A 17,897-nucleotide genomic window follows, 5' to 3' on the forward strand; every position below is an offset into this window, starting at 1 on the left:
GTTCGCCCAGTCTAGCGCCGGGGGTGCGGCGCCCAGCCTCTAAGCTAGAGACCATGGATCTTCTTGTCGTCGGATCAGGTTTCTTCGGACTCACCATCGCCGAGCGCGCTGCGAGCGCCGGCAAGCGAGTCGTGGTGATCGATCGCCGCTCGCACATCGGCGGCAACGCCTACTCGGAGGCGGAGCCGGAGACCGGCATCGAGGTCCACCGATACGGCGCGCATCTCTTCCACACCTCGAACGAGACGGTGTGGGAGTACGTCAACCGCTTCACCACGTTCACGAACTACGTGCACAAGGTCTACTCGAACTTCAAAGACGAGGTGTACCCGCTGCCGATCAACCTCGGCACCATCAACCAGTTCTTCCGCGCAGCGTACGGCCCGCAGCAGGCGCGCGAGGTCATCGCCAAGCAGGCGGAGGAGTTCGACACGAAGTCGGCTCAGAATCTCGAGGAGAAGGGCATCTCGCTCATCGGCCGACCGCTCTACGAGGCGTTCATCCGCGACTACACCGCGAAGCAGTGGCAGACGCCGACGACCGACCTGCCGGCCGAGATCATCAGCCGCCTGCCGGTGCGGTACACCTACGACAACCGCTACTTCAACGACACGCACGAGGGCCTGCCCACCGACGGCTACACGGCATGGCTCGAGCGCATGGCCGATCACCCGAACATCGAGGTGCGCCTCAACACCGATTTCTTCGACGAGAGCCAGCCGTTGAACAAGCGGGCCGTCGTCGGCACCGTTCCCGTCGTGTACACGGGCCCGGTCGACCGCTACTTCGACTACGCCGAAGGCGAGCTCGGGTGGCGCACGCTCGACTTCGAGCAGGAGGTGCTGCCCGTCGGCGACTTCCAGGGGACGAGCGTCATGAACTACGCGGGAGCGGACGTTCCGTACACGCGCATCCACGAGTTCCGCCACTTCCACCCCGAGCGCGAATACCCGACCGACAAGACCGTCATCTTGCGCGAGTTCTCGCGCTTCGCGACGCGCGAAGACGAGCCCTACTACCCGGTCAACACCCCGGAGGATCGGGATCGCCTCCTCAAGTACCGTCAGCTCACCGAAGGCGAGAACGGCGTGCTCTTCGGCGGCCGACTCGGCACGTACCAGTACCTCGACATGCACATGGCGATCGGTTCGGCCCTCACCATGTACAACAACAAGCTCGCGGACGTGCTCTAAACGCTCTCCTGATACACGTCGGGCACGCCGTCGCGGTCCGCATCGATCCGATCGCGGCGCTGTACGCGCCCGTAGTGGCGGTTGCGCACGCCGAGGAGCACGGCCGCGAGTGCTGCGGCGACGACCGACGCTGCGAGGATCGCCACCTTGGCCGTGTCATGGGCGACCGAACCCGCCTCGAAGCTGAGCTCGGCGACGAGCAGCGACACGGTGAAGCCGATGCCGGCGAGGAGTCCGACTCCCGCGATGTCGATCCAACGAAGTGCTGGGTCGAGCGCCGTGCGCGTGACCTTCGTCACCAACCAGGTGGTGACGAGAATGCCGATGGGCTTTCCGAGCACGAGGGCCGCGACGATGCCGAACGTGACGGGATTGAGGGCTGCTGCTCGCACCCCGTCCCAGCCGCCGACTGAGACTCCCGCCGCGAAGAACGCGAAGACGGGCACCGCGAACCCCGCCGAGATCGGGCGGAACCGATGCTCGAAGCCCTCGGCGAGACCCGGGGTGGAGCGCTGCTCGTGCTTCCGCGCGTGCAGCACGGGAATGGTGAAGCCGAGCAGTACCCCGGCGATCGTCGCGTGGATGCCGGAGGCGTGCATGAGCGCCCACGCGGTGACGCCGATCGGCAGCAGCACGACCCACGCGGCGAACGGCCGCGTGCTGAAGAACCCGCGGAAGACCTGCGCGATCACCCCGTAGACGGCGATCGCGAGCAGCGCGAAGAGCAGCGGCGCGACGGCGATCGTGTCGGTGTAGAAGATCGCGATGATGCTGATGGCGAGTAGATCATCGACGACCGCGAGCGTCAGCAGGAAGATGCGCAGTGCGGCCGGAAGTTTCGAGCCGATGATCGCGAGCACCGCCACGGCGAACGCGATGTCGGTCGCGGTGGGTATCGCCCAGCCGGCCCGGAGTTCCGGGTTCTGCCAGACGATCGCCGCGTAGATGCCGGCGGGAACGACGACGCCGCCGATTGCGGCCGCGATCGGCAGCATCGCCGTGCGGAAGTGCTTGAGATCGCCGGCGACGAATTCCCGCTTGAGCTCCAACCCGACCAAGAAGAAGAAGACGGCGAGCAGCCCGTCTGCTGCCCAAGCGCCCAGGCTGAGCCGCAAGTGCCACGGCTCGTAGCCGATCTCCCAATCGCGGAGGGCGAAGTAGGAATCGGCGGCGGGCGAGTTCGCCCAGATGATGGCGATGGCGGCTGCGCAGACGAGCAGGACGCCTCCGACGGTCTCCTTGCGCAGGATCGTCGTGATCCTGCGAGCTTCGGAGAAGGTTCCGTAGCGGGGTACGGTCTGATCGTGTGTTGGGGGCGTGGATTCCACAGCGTCTCCGTTGGTTCGTTCGCAGTCTGGACCGTTTCTGAACGGCAGAACGCGACGTCGAGGTCTGCGGTGCAGACCACGTCGACCGCGCGCCGTTCAGGCTGCGACGAATGTGGGAGTGGTGCCCGAGAGCATCGCTCCCCAGGAGGAGACGTATCCGTTGGTGCCGGGGTGCGACAACATCCACTCCATCGGAGTGAAGGTTCGCGGGAGCCCCTGGGAAGTCATCCCTCCCAGGATATCAAACTGCGGGCCGACGGGTGGGCGTTGCATTCGCGTGCGCACGCCCGCCGAACGCGAACCGCTCAGCGGCCGTCGAAGGTGCGCTTCCACGCCTCCGGCGAGGTGATCTCGGGAAGCGCGGCCCGGTATTCGGCGGAGAGCCGATCCCAGTTCTGCTCGATCTCCCGAGCGAGCGTTCGCGACTCCTTCAGGAGGCGACGGAACTTCTCGCGATCGTGGCGGTACCACATCTTGCCGCTCCCGTCGGCCGAGCCGATGATGACGCTCGTGTGATGCGGAATCCGCCACCACAGGGCATCGCTCTTCGCGTACTCGAGTTCGGGGGTGCGTGCGTCGGTCTCGTTCACCGTGCGGCGCCAGTGCTGCGGCAGCATGCGAGCGGTGAACGCGGCCAACCGGAGCCCGGTCGGATAGTCGGTGGGCTTCTCCAGCATCGGGAGCGCACGCCCACCGCGTGCGTACGGGGTGTCGGGATCGCCCGGGCGGTACACGTGCGTCTCGGGGAAATCGGCGGCCCGAGCGCGTGCTGCCGGCATGACGCGCGCCAGATCCTCATGGAGGCTCTTCGGGCCCCGCAGCACCGCGCGCATGCCGTCGACGGCGAGCTGCGTCGCGTAGTACTGCATGTTGAGCAGCTTCTTGATGTCCTGCCGTCCGCTGTTGCGCATGAGCGCCCCGCTCTTCGGCTGGTCGGAGTGGAGCAGCCCGGCGATGATGCGATTGCGCGTGTGGAAGAAGGCCTGCCAGTCCTGCGAGTCGTCTTTGTCGATCCAGGAGACGTGCCAGAGCGCGACACCGGGCATCGACACCGTGCGGTAACCGGCGTCGCGGGCGCGGAGGCCGTACTCGGCGTCGTCCCACTTGATGAAGACGGGAAGGGACAGACCGATCTCGGCGATGATCTTCTTCGGGATCATGCACATCCACCAGCCGTTGTAGTCGGCGTCGAGACGCGCGTGCATCCACGGCGTCTGGCGCAGATTGCGCTTGCGGAAGTCGTGGCGGTGCTGCTGCTCGAACGACGGGCCCCACATGAACGGGCCGGGCCGCACCACCTCGGCCCATGCGTGCAGCACGGGCTTGTCGAGCAGATCGAACATGTGCCCGCCGACGATCACGGGAGTGCGGCTGAAGCGGCCGAACTGCAGTGCGCGCAGTGCGCTCTCAGCCTCGAACTCCACATCGTCGTCGAGCAGGAGCAGGAAGTCGGTATCCTCGCGTTCGAGCGTCTCCGACATGGAACGAGCGAAACCGCCCGAGCCGCCGAGGTTGCCCTGTTCGATGACCTGCAGCTTCTCGCCGAGCGCTGCAGCGACATCGTCGAAGCCGGCTTCGTCGCGCACCTTCTGCGTGCCCTGATCGACGAGGAAGATGCGGTCGATGCCCTCCAGCAACCCCGGGTTCTCGGCGACGTTGCGGAGCGTGCCGACGCAGTAGTCGGGCTTGTTGTACGTGGTCATCCCGAGGCTGAGCTTGCCCGTCTCGACCGGCTGCGCCTCCGTCGACCAGCGACCGCCCTGAAGCTCGAGGTCTTCGGTGCTCGCGATGAGATCGAACCAGTACCAGCCGCCATCGCTGAAGGATCGCAGCGGAAGATCGAAGGCGGAGGTGGCGTCGCCCGTCACGGCCCGCGAATCGACGCGCTGCTGCACGCCTGACGCGTTCGAGCGGTAGACGATGATCGTGCCGGGCCCCTGGGTGCGCAGCTCGAGCTGCACCCGATCGACCACGGTCCAGCGCTGCCAGTACGCGGCCGGGAAGGCGTTGAAGTAGCTGGCGAACGAGACGCGATTGCCGGAGCGCACGCGCATGCTCTCGCGCGAGATCACGTTGTCGATGTGCGCGTTCTCGCTCAGCCGGACGGGCCGGTTCCGCACCGTGGTCCAGGTCTCGGCGTCCGCGTAGAGCGGCAGCACGTCTGGGTCTTTGGCAACGGGGAACACGACGTTCTGCAGGATGGTCGGCATCGGGAACGAGCCTCTCTGGGCGTGCGGCGGGCAGAATACCGGATCAGTCTACTGGCGAGGAGATGAGAGCCGGGTTGAGCCGTCGCGTCATAGAGTGGCAGGGAGCGCCCCCGTTCCGGGGCGCTGATCCTCGTCTCGAACTGGAGCACCCCGTGGCCGCACCCGATCTCGCCCCCGCTTCTCGCTCGACTTCCGAGCTGGCCCGCACGATCGATCACACGTTCTTGAAGCCCGAGGGGCGCCGCGCGGATGTCGAGCGGACCGTCGCCGAAGCAGCCGAGCTCGGCGTCTACAGTGTGTGCGTCTCCCCGAGCGAGCTTCCCCTGACCCTGCCGGATGGAAGCGACCTGAAAGTGACCGCGGTGTGCGGATTTCCGAGCGGGAAGCACGCGTCATCCGTGAAAGCCGCCGAGGCCGCGCTTGCCGTAGCCCAGGGCGCCGACGAGATCGACATGGTGATCGACTTCGGAGCGGCCATCGACGGCCGGATCGCCGCGGTCGAGGCCGACATTCGTGCCGTCCGCGCGGCGGTGCCTGCACCGACGGTGCTGAAGGTGATCATCGAGTCGGCGGCACTCGACGATGACACCATCACCGCGGTCTGCGGCGCCGCGGAGGCCGCCGGTGCGGATTTCGTCAAGACGTCGACCGGCTTCCATCCGGCAGGCGGGGCGACCGTGCACGCCGTCGAGGTGATGCGGCGAGCGGTGGGGGATCGCGTGGCGATCAAGGCGTCGGGCGGCATCCGCAACCGCGAGGACGCGGAAGCGATGCTGCGGGCCGGTGCGAGCCGGCTCGGTCTCTCGTCGAGCCGTACCTTGCTCGAGGGCGGAACGGGTGCGGCCGGCTACTGAGCGAGGTGCTGGGGTCGGCTGGGGTGGAGCGGCTGGGTTGGGTTGAAGCACTCATTTTGTAGGTTCCTCAATAATCTGCGCCGGGAATCTTTGGATCCGCAGCGTCCTTCGGGCCGCGATGAATGTCGGCGGCCGCCGGCAGAGTTGATGCATGGAGGCCTCACCGCACATTCGCGAAGCGCAGAGCAGCGAGCTCGATGCGCTCGTGAACGAGCTGGCCTCGGTCGAGCAGCAACTTCGAGGGCTCGAGGCGCGGAAGCGGGCGCTGCTGTCGCGCGTCCGTGCAGTGTCCGACACGGTCTGCGCTGAGGAAAGGCGTACCGGTCGATCCGCGGAACTGGTCCATCGGGCTGCTGCGGGCGAAGTGGGCTTCGCGCTCGGAATCGCGGACCGGAGCGCCGAGGGGTTGATCGAGCGCTCCTTCGACCTGTGCACAAAGTTTCCGGCGGCCCATGCCTCGCTGGCTGCTGGCCGCATATCAGCGGCTCACGCGGCCGCAGTGGCGGAGGCGGGGCTGCTCATCACGGATAGCGCGGCTCGGCGCGCGTACACGCGGGTGGCCTTGGATATCGCGGAGGCCGAGACACCGAATCGGGCACGGCGAGCCGCGAAGGTGCTGGCTGAGCGCTTCGCCGGACGTACGTTCGCGGAGCGGTGCGAGCGGGCCGCGGCGGAGCGGCGGGTGTGGGTGACCCCGCTCGACGACGGCATGGCGGAACTGCACGCGGTGGTCGACGCGGTGCTCGCGTCGGCGTTGCACGATCGGCTGACGCGCGTGGGGCAGGCGCAGGTCGTCGCCGACCGCGAGCAGGCCGATAGGTCCACGAGCGGGCGGGGCGCCGGTGCCGGTGCTGGAGGTGCTGATGCTGGGGGTGCCAGTGCCGGAGGTGCCGATGCTGGGGGTGCTGATGCCGGAGACACTGATGCCGTCGCGGCCCGCGCAGATGACGCGGTGGTCGTGCGCACACTCGACCAGGCGCGGGCAGACCTGTTCGTCGACGTGCTCCTCAACGGCGATCCTTCCGGGTTGTGGCGTTCGCGAGGAGGGGTGAGCGGGGAGCGGATCGACGCACGGGTCCAGGTGATCGTCCCGGTGAGCGCGCTGGCCGGAGCTCGTGCCGGTGCCGGTGCCGGTGCCGGCCCGAGTCGCATTGCTGGTGTCGGTCCAGGAGCCGAGCCCCCGGGCTCCGGCGGCTCTGACGGTTCCGAGGGTTCAGGAGGCTCCGACGGCTCCGCGCCCGCGATGCTCGCCGGATACGGCGTTATCGGATCGGATCGGGCGCGATTGCTCGCGGGGCTCGCGCGCGGGTGGGATCGGGTGGCGGTCGATGACGCGTCGGGCGCCGTGCTGGCGGTCGATCGGTACCGACCGTCGGAGGAACTGCTCCGATATCTGCGAGCGCGAGATCAGCATTGTCGATTCCCGGGGTGTCAGGTCGTGCCGTTTCGGGCAGATGTCGACCACACGCATGATGCTGCCCGTGGAGGGGCGACGTCGGTCGTCAATCTTGCGGTCCTGTGCCGGAGGCACCACACGATGAAGCACCATGCCGGGATGACGATGACGCAGCACCCCGACGGAGACATCGAATGGGTGACTGCGCTCGGTCGACGAAAACGCGAGCGGCCGCCATCTCGAGTGATGTTCGCTCCCGCGCCTGCGCACGAGCGATCGCGTCAGTCCCCGTGAACCTGCAGCTCCTGTCCCGCCCGCCACACCGCGACGGTGAGCGGGGGAGCGCTGGCGGCGATCTCGCGGAGAAGCTCGAACTCGACGCGATCCGCGTTCTGCTGGTGGATCCGGGCGTCGGAGCCGCCCGCCCGAGCGGCGAGTCGCGCGAGGCCGAACTCGGCGAGGAGCCCGCGATCCTCGAGCATCTCGTCGCGCAGCGCGCGCACCACGAAGTCGTCGACCTCTGGAGTCTCTGCGTAGGCGGTGGCGGGGTCTTCGCCGTCGCGCACGAGATGCTCCATGATCGTCTCGCGTTCAAGGCGGGCGTCGGAGCGCAGCTGCACGAGCCGCTCGGTGGTGAGATGCAGGGCGTTCATCGCCTCAGTCCAATGGTGTCGGTGTCGTGCGTGATGGGGATCCGTCGCCACGGCAACTGCGTGGGCTCGGCTTCGAGCGAGGGCAACTGAAAGTCGAATCGCGACTTGACCGCGAGCAGTACCAGGAGCAACCAGTTGCCTTCGATGATGAGGCGGCTCTCCGTCAGCGACTGCACGAGGAGTGCGATCATCACGAGGAACGGCCAGAGCGCGCTGGTCGCGTAGGTCAGCGGAGGGCCGTACCCGCGTCGCGGCGGGTCGACCGCGCGGAACCAGACGCGCCACGTGGTGAGCACGATCAACGGTGCGAACGCGAGCAGTCCGACGATGCCGAGCTGCAACCACACGTCGAGCCACGCGTTGTGGGCGCTCATCACCTGGATACCGGCCTTCTCGTCGAGCGAGGCGAACGGCTCGGTCCAGGGCGCCCAGTAGCTGATCCAGCCCCATCCGAACCACGGCCGCTGCTCGGCCAGGTCGATGACCTTCTGCCAGGTCTCGACGCGTCCCGTCAGGTCGCCGCTCTTGCCGAGCAGCCCGAAGACGAAGTCGCGTGCGAACAGCACCAGGCCGAGCGCCACGGCCAGCACCGCGCCGCCCGTCACGTACAGCGGCACCCGGCGCTCGGGTCCGAGGCGGCGCGCCCAGAGCGCGAGGACCAACCCGACCACGACCGCTGCCAGCGCCACCCATACGGTCGCACCGCGCGTGAGCAGGATGGTGACGAACGAGAGCACCAGCCAGAACCAGCCCCGCACCGGGCGCACGAGCCCCGCGCGCAGCTGAATGCCGAAGATGATGACGCCGAGTAGCGCGATGAAGCCGAGCAGCACCGAACTCGCGACGAGCCCCTGTATGGGGCCGCCGACGAACAGCAGATCGCGGCTCCAGTAGAGCAGCTTCGGGATCTTGCCCGATTCGGGCACGTCGATGAAGTTCTGGAAGACGGGGTGCTGCACGAACACGGCGACGATCAGCTCGAAGACGAGCGACAGCCCGATGAGGTACCGCAGCGCAGTGCCGAGGGTGCGCAGCACCTCGTGCCAGGAGAGCACGAACGCGATGACCACCGCGAGCAGCGTGGTCGCGAGCTGCCCGATGACGCCGAGCACGCTCTCGACCCGGTACTGAGACCAGAAGATGGAGAGGATCGCCAGCCCGAGGAACCAGTAGAGCGGCGCCGGCAGCCGGTACCACCGGAAGCGCTCGGGGCGTTCGCGCCCGAAGATCACGATGCCCCACACGACGAGGGCCACCGCGAGGCCCAGAAAACCGGGCCATCCCACGAGATTTCGGAACCCGTTGCTGCCCAACGCCAGAACGAAGACGCAGATCGCGTACGCACTCACACCGAGTCTGGTCTTGCTCTCCGACATAGTCGGTATGGTAGTTCATGCCTCGCGGCGGACGGTGTGCGACGGCCGGTCTGCCGAGGCGGAGGAGAGATGTGCTGATCTTCATCGAGAACACCCCGCGTGCGTATGCCTGGGGCTCGACGGATGCGCTCCCCGACATGCTGGGAACGGCGCCCACCGGCGAGCCGCAGGCCGAGCTCTGGCTGGGTACCCATCCCGGCAGTCCCGCGCATGTCGCGAAAGCGACCCCCGTGCAGCACACGCTCATCGATCTGGTCGAGAGCGACCCCGAGCGCTACGGCGTCGACGGCGGCCCGCTTCCGTTCCTGCTGAAGGTGCTCGCGATCGGCGCGCCGCTCTCCCTGCAGGTGCACCCGAACCGCGAACAAGCGGCGGAGGGGTTCGCCGCCGAGGAGGCCGCCGGCGTGCCTCGCGACGCCCGCGAGCGCAACTACTGCGATCCGACCCACAAACCCGAGCTCCTCGTCGCCTTGAGCGAGGTGACGGCCCTGAGCGGGTTCCGCGATCTCGCGAATGCCCGCGCAGACCTGCTGCTGCTGGCCGCCGCTGCTCGGGAACTGGGGTTCCTCTCTGGGGCCGAAGGGTTCGAGCGCGCCGCCTGCCGTCTCGTCGGCCGGGAGGCGGGGGAGTTGCGACGCACCTTCTTGACGTGGGCGTTCAGCGGTGAGCCGCGCATCGTCGAGGCGCTCTCCTGCTTGCCCGAGGTGCTGGCTGCCGCGGAGTCTGACGCCGTCGGTTACTGGGAACGAGCCGTCGATGAGGGCACGGTCGATTCGGATCGCCTGGCCGCCCTCCGCGCGCTCGCCGCCGCGCACCCCGGCGATCCCGGAGTGCTCGTCTCGCTGCTCCTCCATCTCGTTCGGCTGGCCCCCGGTGAAGCGATCTTCCTGGGAGCGGGGCAGATCCACGCCTACCTGGGCGGCGTCGCCGTCGAGGTCATGGCCTCCTCCGACAATGTGCTGCGCGCCGGTCTGACGCAGAAGCACGTCGACATCGATGAGTTGTGCCGCATCGTCGACACGGGCGAGCTCGCCGACCCGCGCTTCCCGGCGGAGCGGCTCGGTCACGGCCTCCTCGCATGGCGACCAGCGGTGCCGGAATTCCAGCTCGTACGGGCGCGCTTGCGCGAGGCCGAAGCCGAGGCGGGAGCCGGCTACGCCGACGCCGCCGTCCGCATCGATCTCCCGGCAGAGGCGCCCGTCGTGCTCGTCGTCACCGCCGGCAAAGTCCGCGTGGAGCGCCCCGATGCTCGTCCCGCCGAAGTCGCGAGCGCTCGGCGCGGGCAATCGCTGTACGTGTCGGCGGGGGAACCGATCTGCATCACCGGCCACGGCGAGGTCTTCCTCGCCACCATCGGCGATGGCTTCGGCGGCCCTGCAGCCCGGTGACCGCACCGGTCGCGGCGGACGTCTGGTGGGCCGCCGAAGGCGAGTACACTGATCCGCGTGTCGAACGCCGAATCCGAAGCCACCGCATCGCCCGCTGGACCCGCCGCGCGACCCGCGGCGCGCGGCCAGGGCGAGCCCGGTTCCGGCGAGCCCGGGCGGCTCGGCTCCGATCGGCTCGGCTCAGATCGGCTCGGCTCCGATCGGCTCGGCTCCGATCGGCTCGGCGGCCTGGGGCGCGTGCTCATCGCGGTCTACATCGTCCTCGCGCTCGCCGCGACCTTCCGCTCCGTCTACCAGATCATCGCGAAGTTCGACGAGGCTCCACTCGCCTACTCGCTGTCGGCGCTGTCGGGCGTCGTATACATCATCGCGACGATTGCGCTCATCAAGCGCCGCGGCATCTGGCGCTCGATCGCCTGGGGAGCCCTCATCTTCGAACTGAGCGGCGTACTCGTCGTCGGCCTGCTCAGCATCGTCGAGCCGCAGCTCTTCGGCCATCCCTCGGTCTGGTCGTTCTTCGGCAGCGGATACCTCTTCATCCCACTGGTGCTGCCGGTGCTCGGCCTCATCTGGCTGCGCAGTACGGGGAGAGCCGCCGCGGCGCAGGCCGCCGAGCGGAGTCCGGCACGAACCTCGGCGCAGACGTCGGCGCAGACCCCGGCGAATCCCGGAGGATCCGCCTGATGCAGATCATCGAATCGCTCGAAGCGATCCGACGCAGCGATTTCTCCGCCGGCAGCTGCATCGCGATCGGCAAGTTCGACGGGCTGCACCTGGGGCATCAGGCGATTCTCGAGCGCATGCGTGCGACGGCGAACGAGATCGGTGCGCGCAGCGTGGCGTTCACCTTCGCGAACCATCCCCTGAGCTATCTGCGACCGGAAGCCTGCCCGAGACCCCTCATGAGCCGTGCGCAGCGACTCGAGGCGATCGCGGGCCTCGGCCTCGACGCCTGCGTAATGGTCGAGTTCGATGCCGACTTCGCCGCGATCCCGGCCGAGGAGTTCGTCGTCGAGGTGCTCGTCGGCAAGCTGGGTGCGAAGCACATCCTCATGGGCGCCGATTTCCGCTTCGGGCACCACGGCGCCGGTGACGGCGCTCTGCTGCGCGCGCTCGGCGAGCAGCACGGCTTCGTCGCGGAGGTGCTCGACTGGGTCGAAGACGACGAGGAGGGGCAGGTCTCGTCCTCGCGCATCCGCGAGGCGCTGCTCGCAGGTGACGTCGAGGGCGCCGGCCGCATGACGGGCCGCCCCGTGGCGGTGCGCGGCGAGGTGGTGCACGGCGATGCGCGGGGCCGCGAGCTGGGGTTTCCGACCGCTAATCTCGGTGGCCGCATCGAGGGGCTCGTGCCGGCCGATGGCGTCTACGCGGGATGGGCGGTGCTCGACGGGGTCACCCACCAGGCCGCGATCTCGGTGGGCAACAACCCGACCTTCACCCCGGATGAGGTGTCGCGCGTCGAAGCGTACATCCTCGATTTCTCCGGAGACATCTACGGCCGCACGCTCGAGATCCGCTTCGCGCATCGCCTGCGCGGCACCGAGCGGTTCGACGGTCTCGACGCGCTCATCGTGCAGATGAACGCCGACGTGGCGCTGGCGCGCACCCTGCTCGAAGGCTGACCGCGCGCCCGGGTCTGTGCTGGCACTGCCGCCGCGCCCACGGGCCGGCACCCCCTCGAGCAGCGGCTGATCCCCGCCTTCTTGAGAGCGCTCTCGCGATCCCGTCCGCACCGGATGCTAGAATCGGTAGCACGGTCGCGCTTTCTGCGGTTCGCGAGTCCCATGCCGCGCATGAGGTCAGGCTCCGAACCCGCGAGCGGCCCGCGACTCGGTACGCGTTCCGAGACTGCAACTCGCCGATCAGGAGATCCATTGGCATCCACCACTGCCACGCGTCAGCCCCAGACGAAGAGCGGCGCGCAGCGCGGCCAGTCGCGCTCGAACGGGCGCCGCAAGCACACGCACAACGAGGGCATCATCCCGCTGCTCGCACGCGCCGTCCGCGAGGTCGAGGCTTCGGCTCAGCGCGGCAAGGCGACGCCGGCGAACCGCACGAAGTTCCATGTGATCGCGCTGCTCATGCGCGAGGAACGCGCCCGCGTCAAAACCGATGAGCAGGTGAGCGACTCCGAGCGCGCGGAGACGCTGAAGCGGCTCGACGGCGTGGCCTCGATCCTCGCGAAGACCGCCGCCCGCGACACGAGTCTGATCACCCTCCTCGAGCCGACGGCGCCGATCACCGAGGCGACGCGCCTCCTGAAGCGCAAGATGCTGGCGCAGGCCGGCATCGAGCTCCCCGAAGAGGAGAAAGCAGCGCCCGAGCCCGCTCGTGCGATCGTGCCGCCCGAGCTCGCCGAGCGTCAGGTGGAGCCGGCCGGCATCGAGGCGCGCATGCTCGCGAATCCGTTCTTGAAGCCCGACCTCGCCCCGCCGAAGCAGCCGACCCCGGTCGTGCGACTCGCGAACTGGGAGCTGCTCGGGCCCCTCCTCAAGTCGTTCGAGCAGGGCGGCGGCGGATCGGCGTGCATGGACCTCCCCGAACCCCCGGTGCCGGATCGCCTCGCCCCGGCCGGGCGCGAGCTCATGCCGCATCAGGCGCGTTTTCTCGCCAGCGTGCGCGACGGGCACCGCAGCTTCCTGCTCGCCGACGAGCCGGGCCTCGGCAAGACGGCTCAGTCGGTGCTCGCGGCCTCGGTCGCCGATGCGTATCCGCTGCTGGTCGTCGTCCCCAATGTCGTGAAGATGAACTGGGCGCGCGAAGTGGAGCGGTGGACGCCGCAGCGCCGGGTCACGGTGATCCACGGCGACGGTCATGACATCGACGCCTTCGCCGACGTCTTCATCGTGAACTACGACATCCTCGATCGCCACCTGAGCTGGATCTCCGACTTCGGGTTCAAGGGCATGGTCGTCGACGAAGCGCACATGATCAAGAACGTGCAGTCGCAGCGCTCCCGCAACGTGCTCGCGATCTCGGAGCGCATCCGCGAACGCACCCCGGGGGTGTCCCCGCTGCTCATCGCCCTGACCGGTACCCCGCTCATCAACGACATCGACGACTTCCGGGCCATCTGGCGGTTCCTCGGCTGGATCGAGAGCGATAAGCCTGGGCCCGAGCTCATGGCGCAGCTCGAGAACAACGGCTGGACGCCGGCGGACTCGTCGTTCTACCCCGAGGCGCGCCAGAGCGTCATCGACATGGGCATCGTGCGCCGCCGCAAGATGGATGTCGCCTCCGACCTTCCCGCGAAGCGGGTCGTCGACCTGCCCGTCGAGCTCGACGACGAATTCGGCCGCGGCATCCGGGACGCCGAGGCGCAGCTCGCGAAGAAACTGCTCGATCGCTTCCGCATCGTCAAGCGCGGCAAGCTGGGCGAGAAACTCGATGACGCGGCGATCATCCGCATGGTCGCATCGCAGGAGCTCGAAGAATCGCACTCCTCCGCGGACGGCCTCAACATCTTCACGATGGTGCGGAAGATCGGCCAGGCGAAGGCCTCGCTCGCGGCGGACTACGCGGCGCAGCTCGCGCGATCGGTCGGCAAGGTCGTGTTCTTCGCGAAGCACATCGACGTGATGGATCGCGTCGAGCGCCAGCTCGCAGAAGCCGGGCTCAAGACGGTCTCCATCCGCGGCGATCAGACCGCGGCGTTCCGCCAGGAGCAGATCGACGCGTTCAACCAGGATCCGGAGGTCGCGGTCGCCGTCTGCTCGCTGACCGCCGCCGGCGTCGGCGTGAACCTGCAGGCCTCGTCGAACGTGGTGCTCGCGGAGCTCAGCTGGACGGATGCCGAGCAGACGCAGGCCATCGACCGCGTGCACCGCATCGGGCAGGACGAGCCCGTCACGGCATGGCGCATCGTGGCGGCCCAGACGATCGACGCGAAGATCGCCGAGCTCATCGACGGCAAGGCCGGTCTCGCGGCCCGTGCGCTCGACGGTGCAGCAGCTCCGGCGGAGGACGCCGATTCGGTGCAGCTGATCGCGCTCATCAGCGTTCTCACGCAGGCCGTGGAACGCTCGCGCGCTTAGCTCGCAGGCGTTCCCAGCGCGGTCGGACGGAGATTCGGCCGGCCGCGCTGGACTGGCCGATTCTGTGCCGAAATTTGGCGAGAATGGCGGTGTCCGCTTCGATCCTGCCAAAGCTAGGGTGGAACGGGGCGAGCTCGCCCCAGAACTCGCGCGCCACAGAATGAGGAGTCGCATGCGCATCGGTGTCCTGTGCTCAGGGGGAGACAGCCCCGGAATGAACGCTGCCATCCGCGGAGCAGTGCTTCGCGGTGTCGAGGTCCACGGCTTCGAGATGGTCGGATTCATGGACGGGTGGCGCGGCTTCCACGAAGACGACCGCGTGCCGCTCGATCGCGCAGCAGTGCGCGGCATCTCTCCGCTCGGCGGCGTCATTCTCGGAACGAGCCGGGTGCAGCCGTTCCTGTCGGGGCGCGGCGATGAGGCAGACATCCAGGCGATCCGGGATCGCGTCGAGGAGTACGGCGTCGACGCCTTCCTGCTGATCGGCGGAAACGGCACGCAGACCGTCGCGCAACTCCTCACCGAGCACGGCATTCCCGCGATCGGCCTCCCGAAGACGATCGACAACGACCTCAGCGGCACCGACTACACCTTCGGCTTCGACACCGCGGTCTCCATCGCCTCCGAGGCGATCGACCGCCTCCGCACCACCGGTGATTCCCACCGCCGCTGCATGGTGCTCGAGGTGATGGGCCGCGACGTAGGCTGGATCGCATTGCACGCCGGCATGGCCGGTGGCGCGCAGGTCACCCTCGTCCCCGAGTTTCCCGAGTCCATCGAGCAGATCAGCGAATGGGTGCTGAGCGTGCGCGATCGCGGCAGATCCTCACTCGTCGTCGTCGCCGAGGGCTTCCGACTCGCGGGAAACGAGGCGCAGACCACGCGCGACGGGCTCGACGGGTTCGGGCGCAAGCGCCTCGGAGGCGTCGCCGAGGTGCTCGCTCCGCTCATCGAACAGCGGACGGGGATCGAGACGCGGGCCACAGTACTCGGGCACGTGCAGCGGGGCGGATCCCCGACCGCCTTCGACCGCGTGCTCGCGACCCGAACGGGAATCGCGGCGGCCGACGCCGCCGAAGCGGGGCAGTGGGGCACCATGGCCGGCCTGCGGGGCGATCGCATCGCGATGGTGCCGCTCGCCGAGGCCGTCGGCCACTTGAAGACCGTGCCGGAGGCGCGTTACGAGGAGGCGCGCCTCAACTTCGGGTGACGCGCTCCGCTCCGAGTGGAGAGCGGACCGCTCAGACGGAGAGTCGCTCCTGCACGTCCTTGAGCGTCGGGTTCGTCGCCGTGGAGCCGTCGGGGAAGACGAGGGTCGGCACGACCGCGTTCCCGGCGTTCACGGATTTCACGAGCTCTTCCGTTCCCGGGGTGTCCTCGATGTCGACCACGGTGTACCCGATGCCCGTCTTGTCGAGCATCAGCTTGAGGCGCTTGCAATAGCCGCACCACACGGTCGAGAACATCGTGACCGTGCCGGCTTCCGGGGTGAACTCGCTCAGCGTCGCAGTACTCATGGGCACAGCGTACTCGCCGAAGCATGAGGACGCATGAGTCGCCGCACCGAGCCGGGCGGAGGTTCGCTCACGGCGTGCTCGCGCCCGTTTCCGACATCCAGGTGAACGGAACATGAACGGGGAAGGGCCAGCTTGACCTGCCAGGGGCGAGGTGGAACCATGATTACGGCGCTTGCGGGCCAACCCGGGTTTACGGGAACGTGAACACGAGATGACTTCGCCGGTGTTCGAAAGGACCCCCCGACCCCGAACCGAAAGACGCCGGTGGAACTCACCATCATCGTGCTGCTGGTCATCGTACTGGCCCTCTTCTTCGACTTCACGAACGGTTTCCACGACACCGCGAACGCGATGGCAACGCCCATCGCGACCGGTGCGCTGAAGCCGAAGACCGCGGTGATGCTCGCCGCGATCCTCAATCTCGTGGGGGCGTTCCTCTCCACCGAGGTGGCCAAGACCATCTCGGGCGGCCTGATCAACGAGGGCGGCGACGGGGTGCTCATCACTCCGGAACTGATCTTCGCCGGGCTGATCGGTGCGATCGTCTGGAACCTCGTGACCTGGCTCTACGGCCTGCCCTCGAGCTCGTCGCACGCCCTCTTCGGCGGTCTGATCGGTGCGGCGATCGTCGGTGCCGGCGTGGCGGCGATCAACGGGGGAGTGTTCCTGTCGAAGATCCTGATCCCGATGGTCGCCGCCCCGCTCACCGCCGGCATCGTCGCGTTCACCGCGACCAAGGTGGCCTACGCGATCACCCGCCGCCACGACGGGAAGAAGGACGGACGCGGCCGGTTCCGGTACGCGCAGATCGCATCGTCCTCGCTCATCGCGCTCGCGCACGGCACGAACGACGCCCAGAAGACGATGGGCGTCATCACGCTGACCCTCGTCGCAGCGAACCTGCAGGAGCCCGGCACCGGCCCCCACCTCTGGGTGGTCGTCGCCTGCGCGCTCGCCATCGCGATCGGCACGTACTCGGGTGGCTGGCGCATCATCCGCACCCTCGGCGCCGGTCTGACCCAGGTGAAGCCCGCGCAAGGCTTCGCCGCCGAGACCAGCAGCGCCGCCACGATCCTCGCCTCGAGCCACCTCGGGTTCGCGCTCTCCACGACCCAGGTCGCTTCCGGATCCGTCATCGGCTCCGGCCTCGGCCGCCGCGGCTCCAGCGTGCGGTGGCGCACCGTCGGCCGCATCGCCTCCGGCTGGCTCTTCACCCTGCCGGCTTCCGGCGCCGTCGGCGCCATCGCGGCCGCGATCGCGCACACCGGAATGATCGGCGTGATCATCGATGCCGTACTCGGGCTCGCCTTCATCCTGTTCATCTTCTGGCGCTCGAGCCGCAACAAGGTGGACCACTCCAACGCGATCCCAGCGCCGGACGTCGCCGAATCGGGGTATGCCGTGCGGATTCGAAAGGGCAAGGTCAAGCCGCCGAAGACGAAGACCGGATCGGTGAAGCCGTTGAGCCCCGTCGCGCAGACGGCGATCCGCGACGACGAGGCGGCGAAGGAAGCGGCGCGCGAAGCTGCACGTCAAGCAGCTCTTGAAGCCGAGCGCGCGGGCGACGCGATGCCCGGCGGGTACGGGCCGATCCCGACCGCCCGAGCGCAGCAGCAGCAGCAGGAGGGCGACCGATGATCGACTGGATGGCATTCATCATCGTCTTCGGGGCGGCGCTCGTCTCGGCGCTCTTCGTGGTCTCGCTGTACTCGCTCGGACTGAGGTTCCTCGCGACCCCCGCGCCCGCGCCCCGGCTGGCCGACGGCTCGGTCGCGCCGAACGGCCCCTCGCGCGACGATGAGGACGACGACGTCGACGCTGCCGGTCGCCCCACCTGGGCGACCGTGCTCGCGAACATCTGCTTCGGGCTCTCCGTGCTCGTCGTGCTCGTCGGCATCTTCCTCATCATCCCGGCGCTGCACTTCTGGTAAGCCGTCCGGAGTAGTGT

General features: G+C 68.4%; 16 protein-coding genes. 10 read left to right on the forward strand and 6 right to left on the reverse strand.

Annotation, left to right across the window (positions count from 1 at the left end):
• Window positions 1–53: 53 nt before the first annotated feature.
• Complete coding sequence (glf, locus tag JE033_RS14070; protein WP_200332454.1) at window positions 54–1,193, forward strand: UDP-galactopyranose mutase; 1,140 nt, start codon at window positions 54–56, stop codon at window positions 1,191–1,193.
• On the opposite strand, the gene nhaA is transcribed toward glf, so the two are convergent.
• The 3 genes from nhaA to JE033_RS14080 form a co-directional block, all read right to left on the reverse strand.
• Entirely contained in the window at window positions 1,190–2,521 is a 1,332-nt protein-coding gene (nhaA, locus tag JE033_RS14075) for a Na+/H+ antiporter NhaA (protein ID WP_200332455.1), read from the reverse strand. The genes glf and nhaA overlap by 4 nt on opposite strands.
• 96 nt (window positions 2,522–2,617) lie before the next feature.
• Complete coding sequence (locus tag JE033_RS14835; RefSeq protein WP_255537064.1) at window positions 2,618–2,749, reverse strand: hypothetical protein; 132 nt, start codon at window positions 2,747–2,749, stop codon at window positions 2,618–2,620.
• A gap of 77 nt (window positions 2,750–2,826) precedes the next feature.
• Window positions 2,827–4,731 (reverse strand): glycosyltransferase, encoded by a 1,905-nt coding sequence (locus JE033_RS14080; RefSeq protein WP_200332456.1) that lies wholly within the window; start codon window positions 4,729–4,731, stop codon window positions 2,827–2,829.
• 152 nt (window positions 4,732–4,883) lie between these two features.
• Between JE033_RS14080 and deoC the strand changes: the two genes are divergently transcribed.
• Together deoC and JE033_RS14090 are read left to right on the forward strand one after the other, a co-directional pair.
• Window positions 4,884–5,585, forward strand: a complete 702-nt coding sequence (gene deoC, locus JE033_RS14085) for a deoxyribose-phosphate aldolase (RefSeq protein ID WP_370567981.1) — start codon at window positions 4,884–4,886, stop codon at window positions 5,583–5,585.
• A 151-nt stretch (window positions 5,586–5,736) separates the two neighbouring features.
• Window positions 5,737–7,275 (forward strand): HNH endonuclease signature motif containing protein, encoded by a 1,539-nt coding sequence (locus JE033_RS14090; protein WP_200332459.1) that lies wholly within the window; start codon window positions 5,737–5,739, stop codon window positions 7,273–7,275.
• On the opposite strand, the gene JE033_RS14095 is transcribed toward JE033_RS14090, so the two are convergent.
• Window positions 7,263–7,634 (reverse strand): hypothetical protein, encoded by a 372-nt coding sequence (locus JE033_RS14095; RefSeq protein ID WP_200332461.1) that lies wholly within the window; start codon window positions 7,632–7,634, stop codon window positions 7,263–7,265. The two genes, JE033_RS14090 and JE033_RS14095, sit on opposite strands and share 13 nt — an antisense overlap.
• Window positions 7,631–9,010 carry an O-antigen ligase gene (locus JE033_RS14100; RefSeq protein WP_200332463.1) on the reverse strand — a complete coding sequence of 460 codons (1,380 nt, stop codon included), beginning with the start codon at window positions 9,008–9,010 and terminating at the stop codon, window positions 7,631–7,633. Before JE033_RS14100 ends, JE033_RS14095 begins: the two co-directional genes overlap by 4 nt.
• Window positions 9,011–9,081: 71 nt before the next feature.
• Here JE033_RS14100 and manA point away from each other — a divergent pair, with 71 nt between their 5' ends.
• The 5 genes from manA (at window position 9,082) to JE033_RS14125 (ending at window position 15,642) form a co-directional block, all read left to right on the forward strand.
• Entirely contained in the window at window positions 9,082–10,398 is a 1,317-nt protein-coding gene (gene manA / locus JE033_RS14105) for a mannose-6-phosphate isomerase, class I (RefSeq protein ID WP_200332465.1), read from the forward strand.
• Between the two features lie 237 nt (window positions 10,399–10,635).
• Window positions 10,636–11,082, forward strand: coding sequence for a hypothetical protein (locus tag JE033_RS14110; RefSeq protein ID WP_370567987.1), 447 nt, complete (start codon window positions 10,636–10,638; stop codon window positions 11,080–11,082).
• Entirely contained in the window at window positions 11,082–12,020 is a 939-nt protein-coding gene (locus tag JE033_RS14115) for a bifunctional riboflavin kinase/FAD synthetase (protein ID WP_090151701.1), read from the forward strand. Before JE033_RS14110 ends, JE033_RS14115 begins: the two co-directional genes overlap by 1 nt.
• A gap of 252 nt (window positions 12,021–12,272) precedes the next feature.
• Window positions 12,273–14,432, forward strand: a complete 2,160-nt coding sequence (locus JE033_RS14120; protein ID WP_200332467.1) for a DEAD/DEAH box helicase — start codon at window positions 12,273–12,275, stop codon at window positions 14,430–14,432.
• Between the two features lie 172 nt (window positions 14,433–14,604).
• A complete protein-coding gene (locus tag JE033_RS14125; protein WP_200332469.1) occupies window positions 14,605–15,642 on the forward strand; it encodes a 6-phosphofructokinase in 1,038 nt (345 codons plus the stop codon).
• Between the two features lie 31 nt (window positions 15,643–15,673).
• Here JE033_RS14125 and JE033_RS14130 read toward each other — a convergent pair whose 3' ends face one another.
• A complete protein-coding gene (locus JE033_RS14130) occupies window positions 15,674–15,949 on the reverse strand; it encodes a mycoredoxin (RefSeq protein WP_200332471.1) in 276 nt (91 codons plus the stop codon).
• A gap of 264 nt (window positions 15,950–16,213) precedes the next feature.
• Here JE033_RS14130 and JE033_RS14135 point away from each other — a divergent pair, with 264 nt between their 5' ends.
• Complete coding sequence (locus JE033_RS14135) at window positions 16,214–17,587, forward strand: inorganic phosphate transporter (RefSeq protein WP_200332473.1); 1,374 nt, start codon at window positions 16,214–16,216, stop codon at window positions 17,585–17,587.
• Window positions 17,584–17,880 carry a hypothetical protein gene (locus tag JE033_RS14140; protein WP_090151685.1) on the forward strand — a complete coding sequence of 99 codons (297 nt, stop codon included), beginning with the start codon at window positions 17,584–17,586 and terminating at the stop codon, window positions 17,878–17,880. Before JE033_RS14135 ends, JE033_RS14140 begins: the two co-directional genes overlap by 4 nt.
• Window positions 17,881–17,897 lie beyond the last annotated feature (17 nt).

Origin of the sequence: Leucobacter sp. L43, assembly GCF_016597785.1 — a bacterium.
GTDB classification, from domain to species: domain Bacteria; phylum Actinomycetota; class Actinomycetes; order Actinomycetales; family Microbacteriaceae; genus Leucobacter; species Leucobacter alluvii.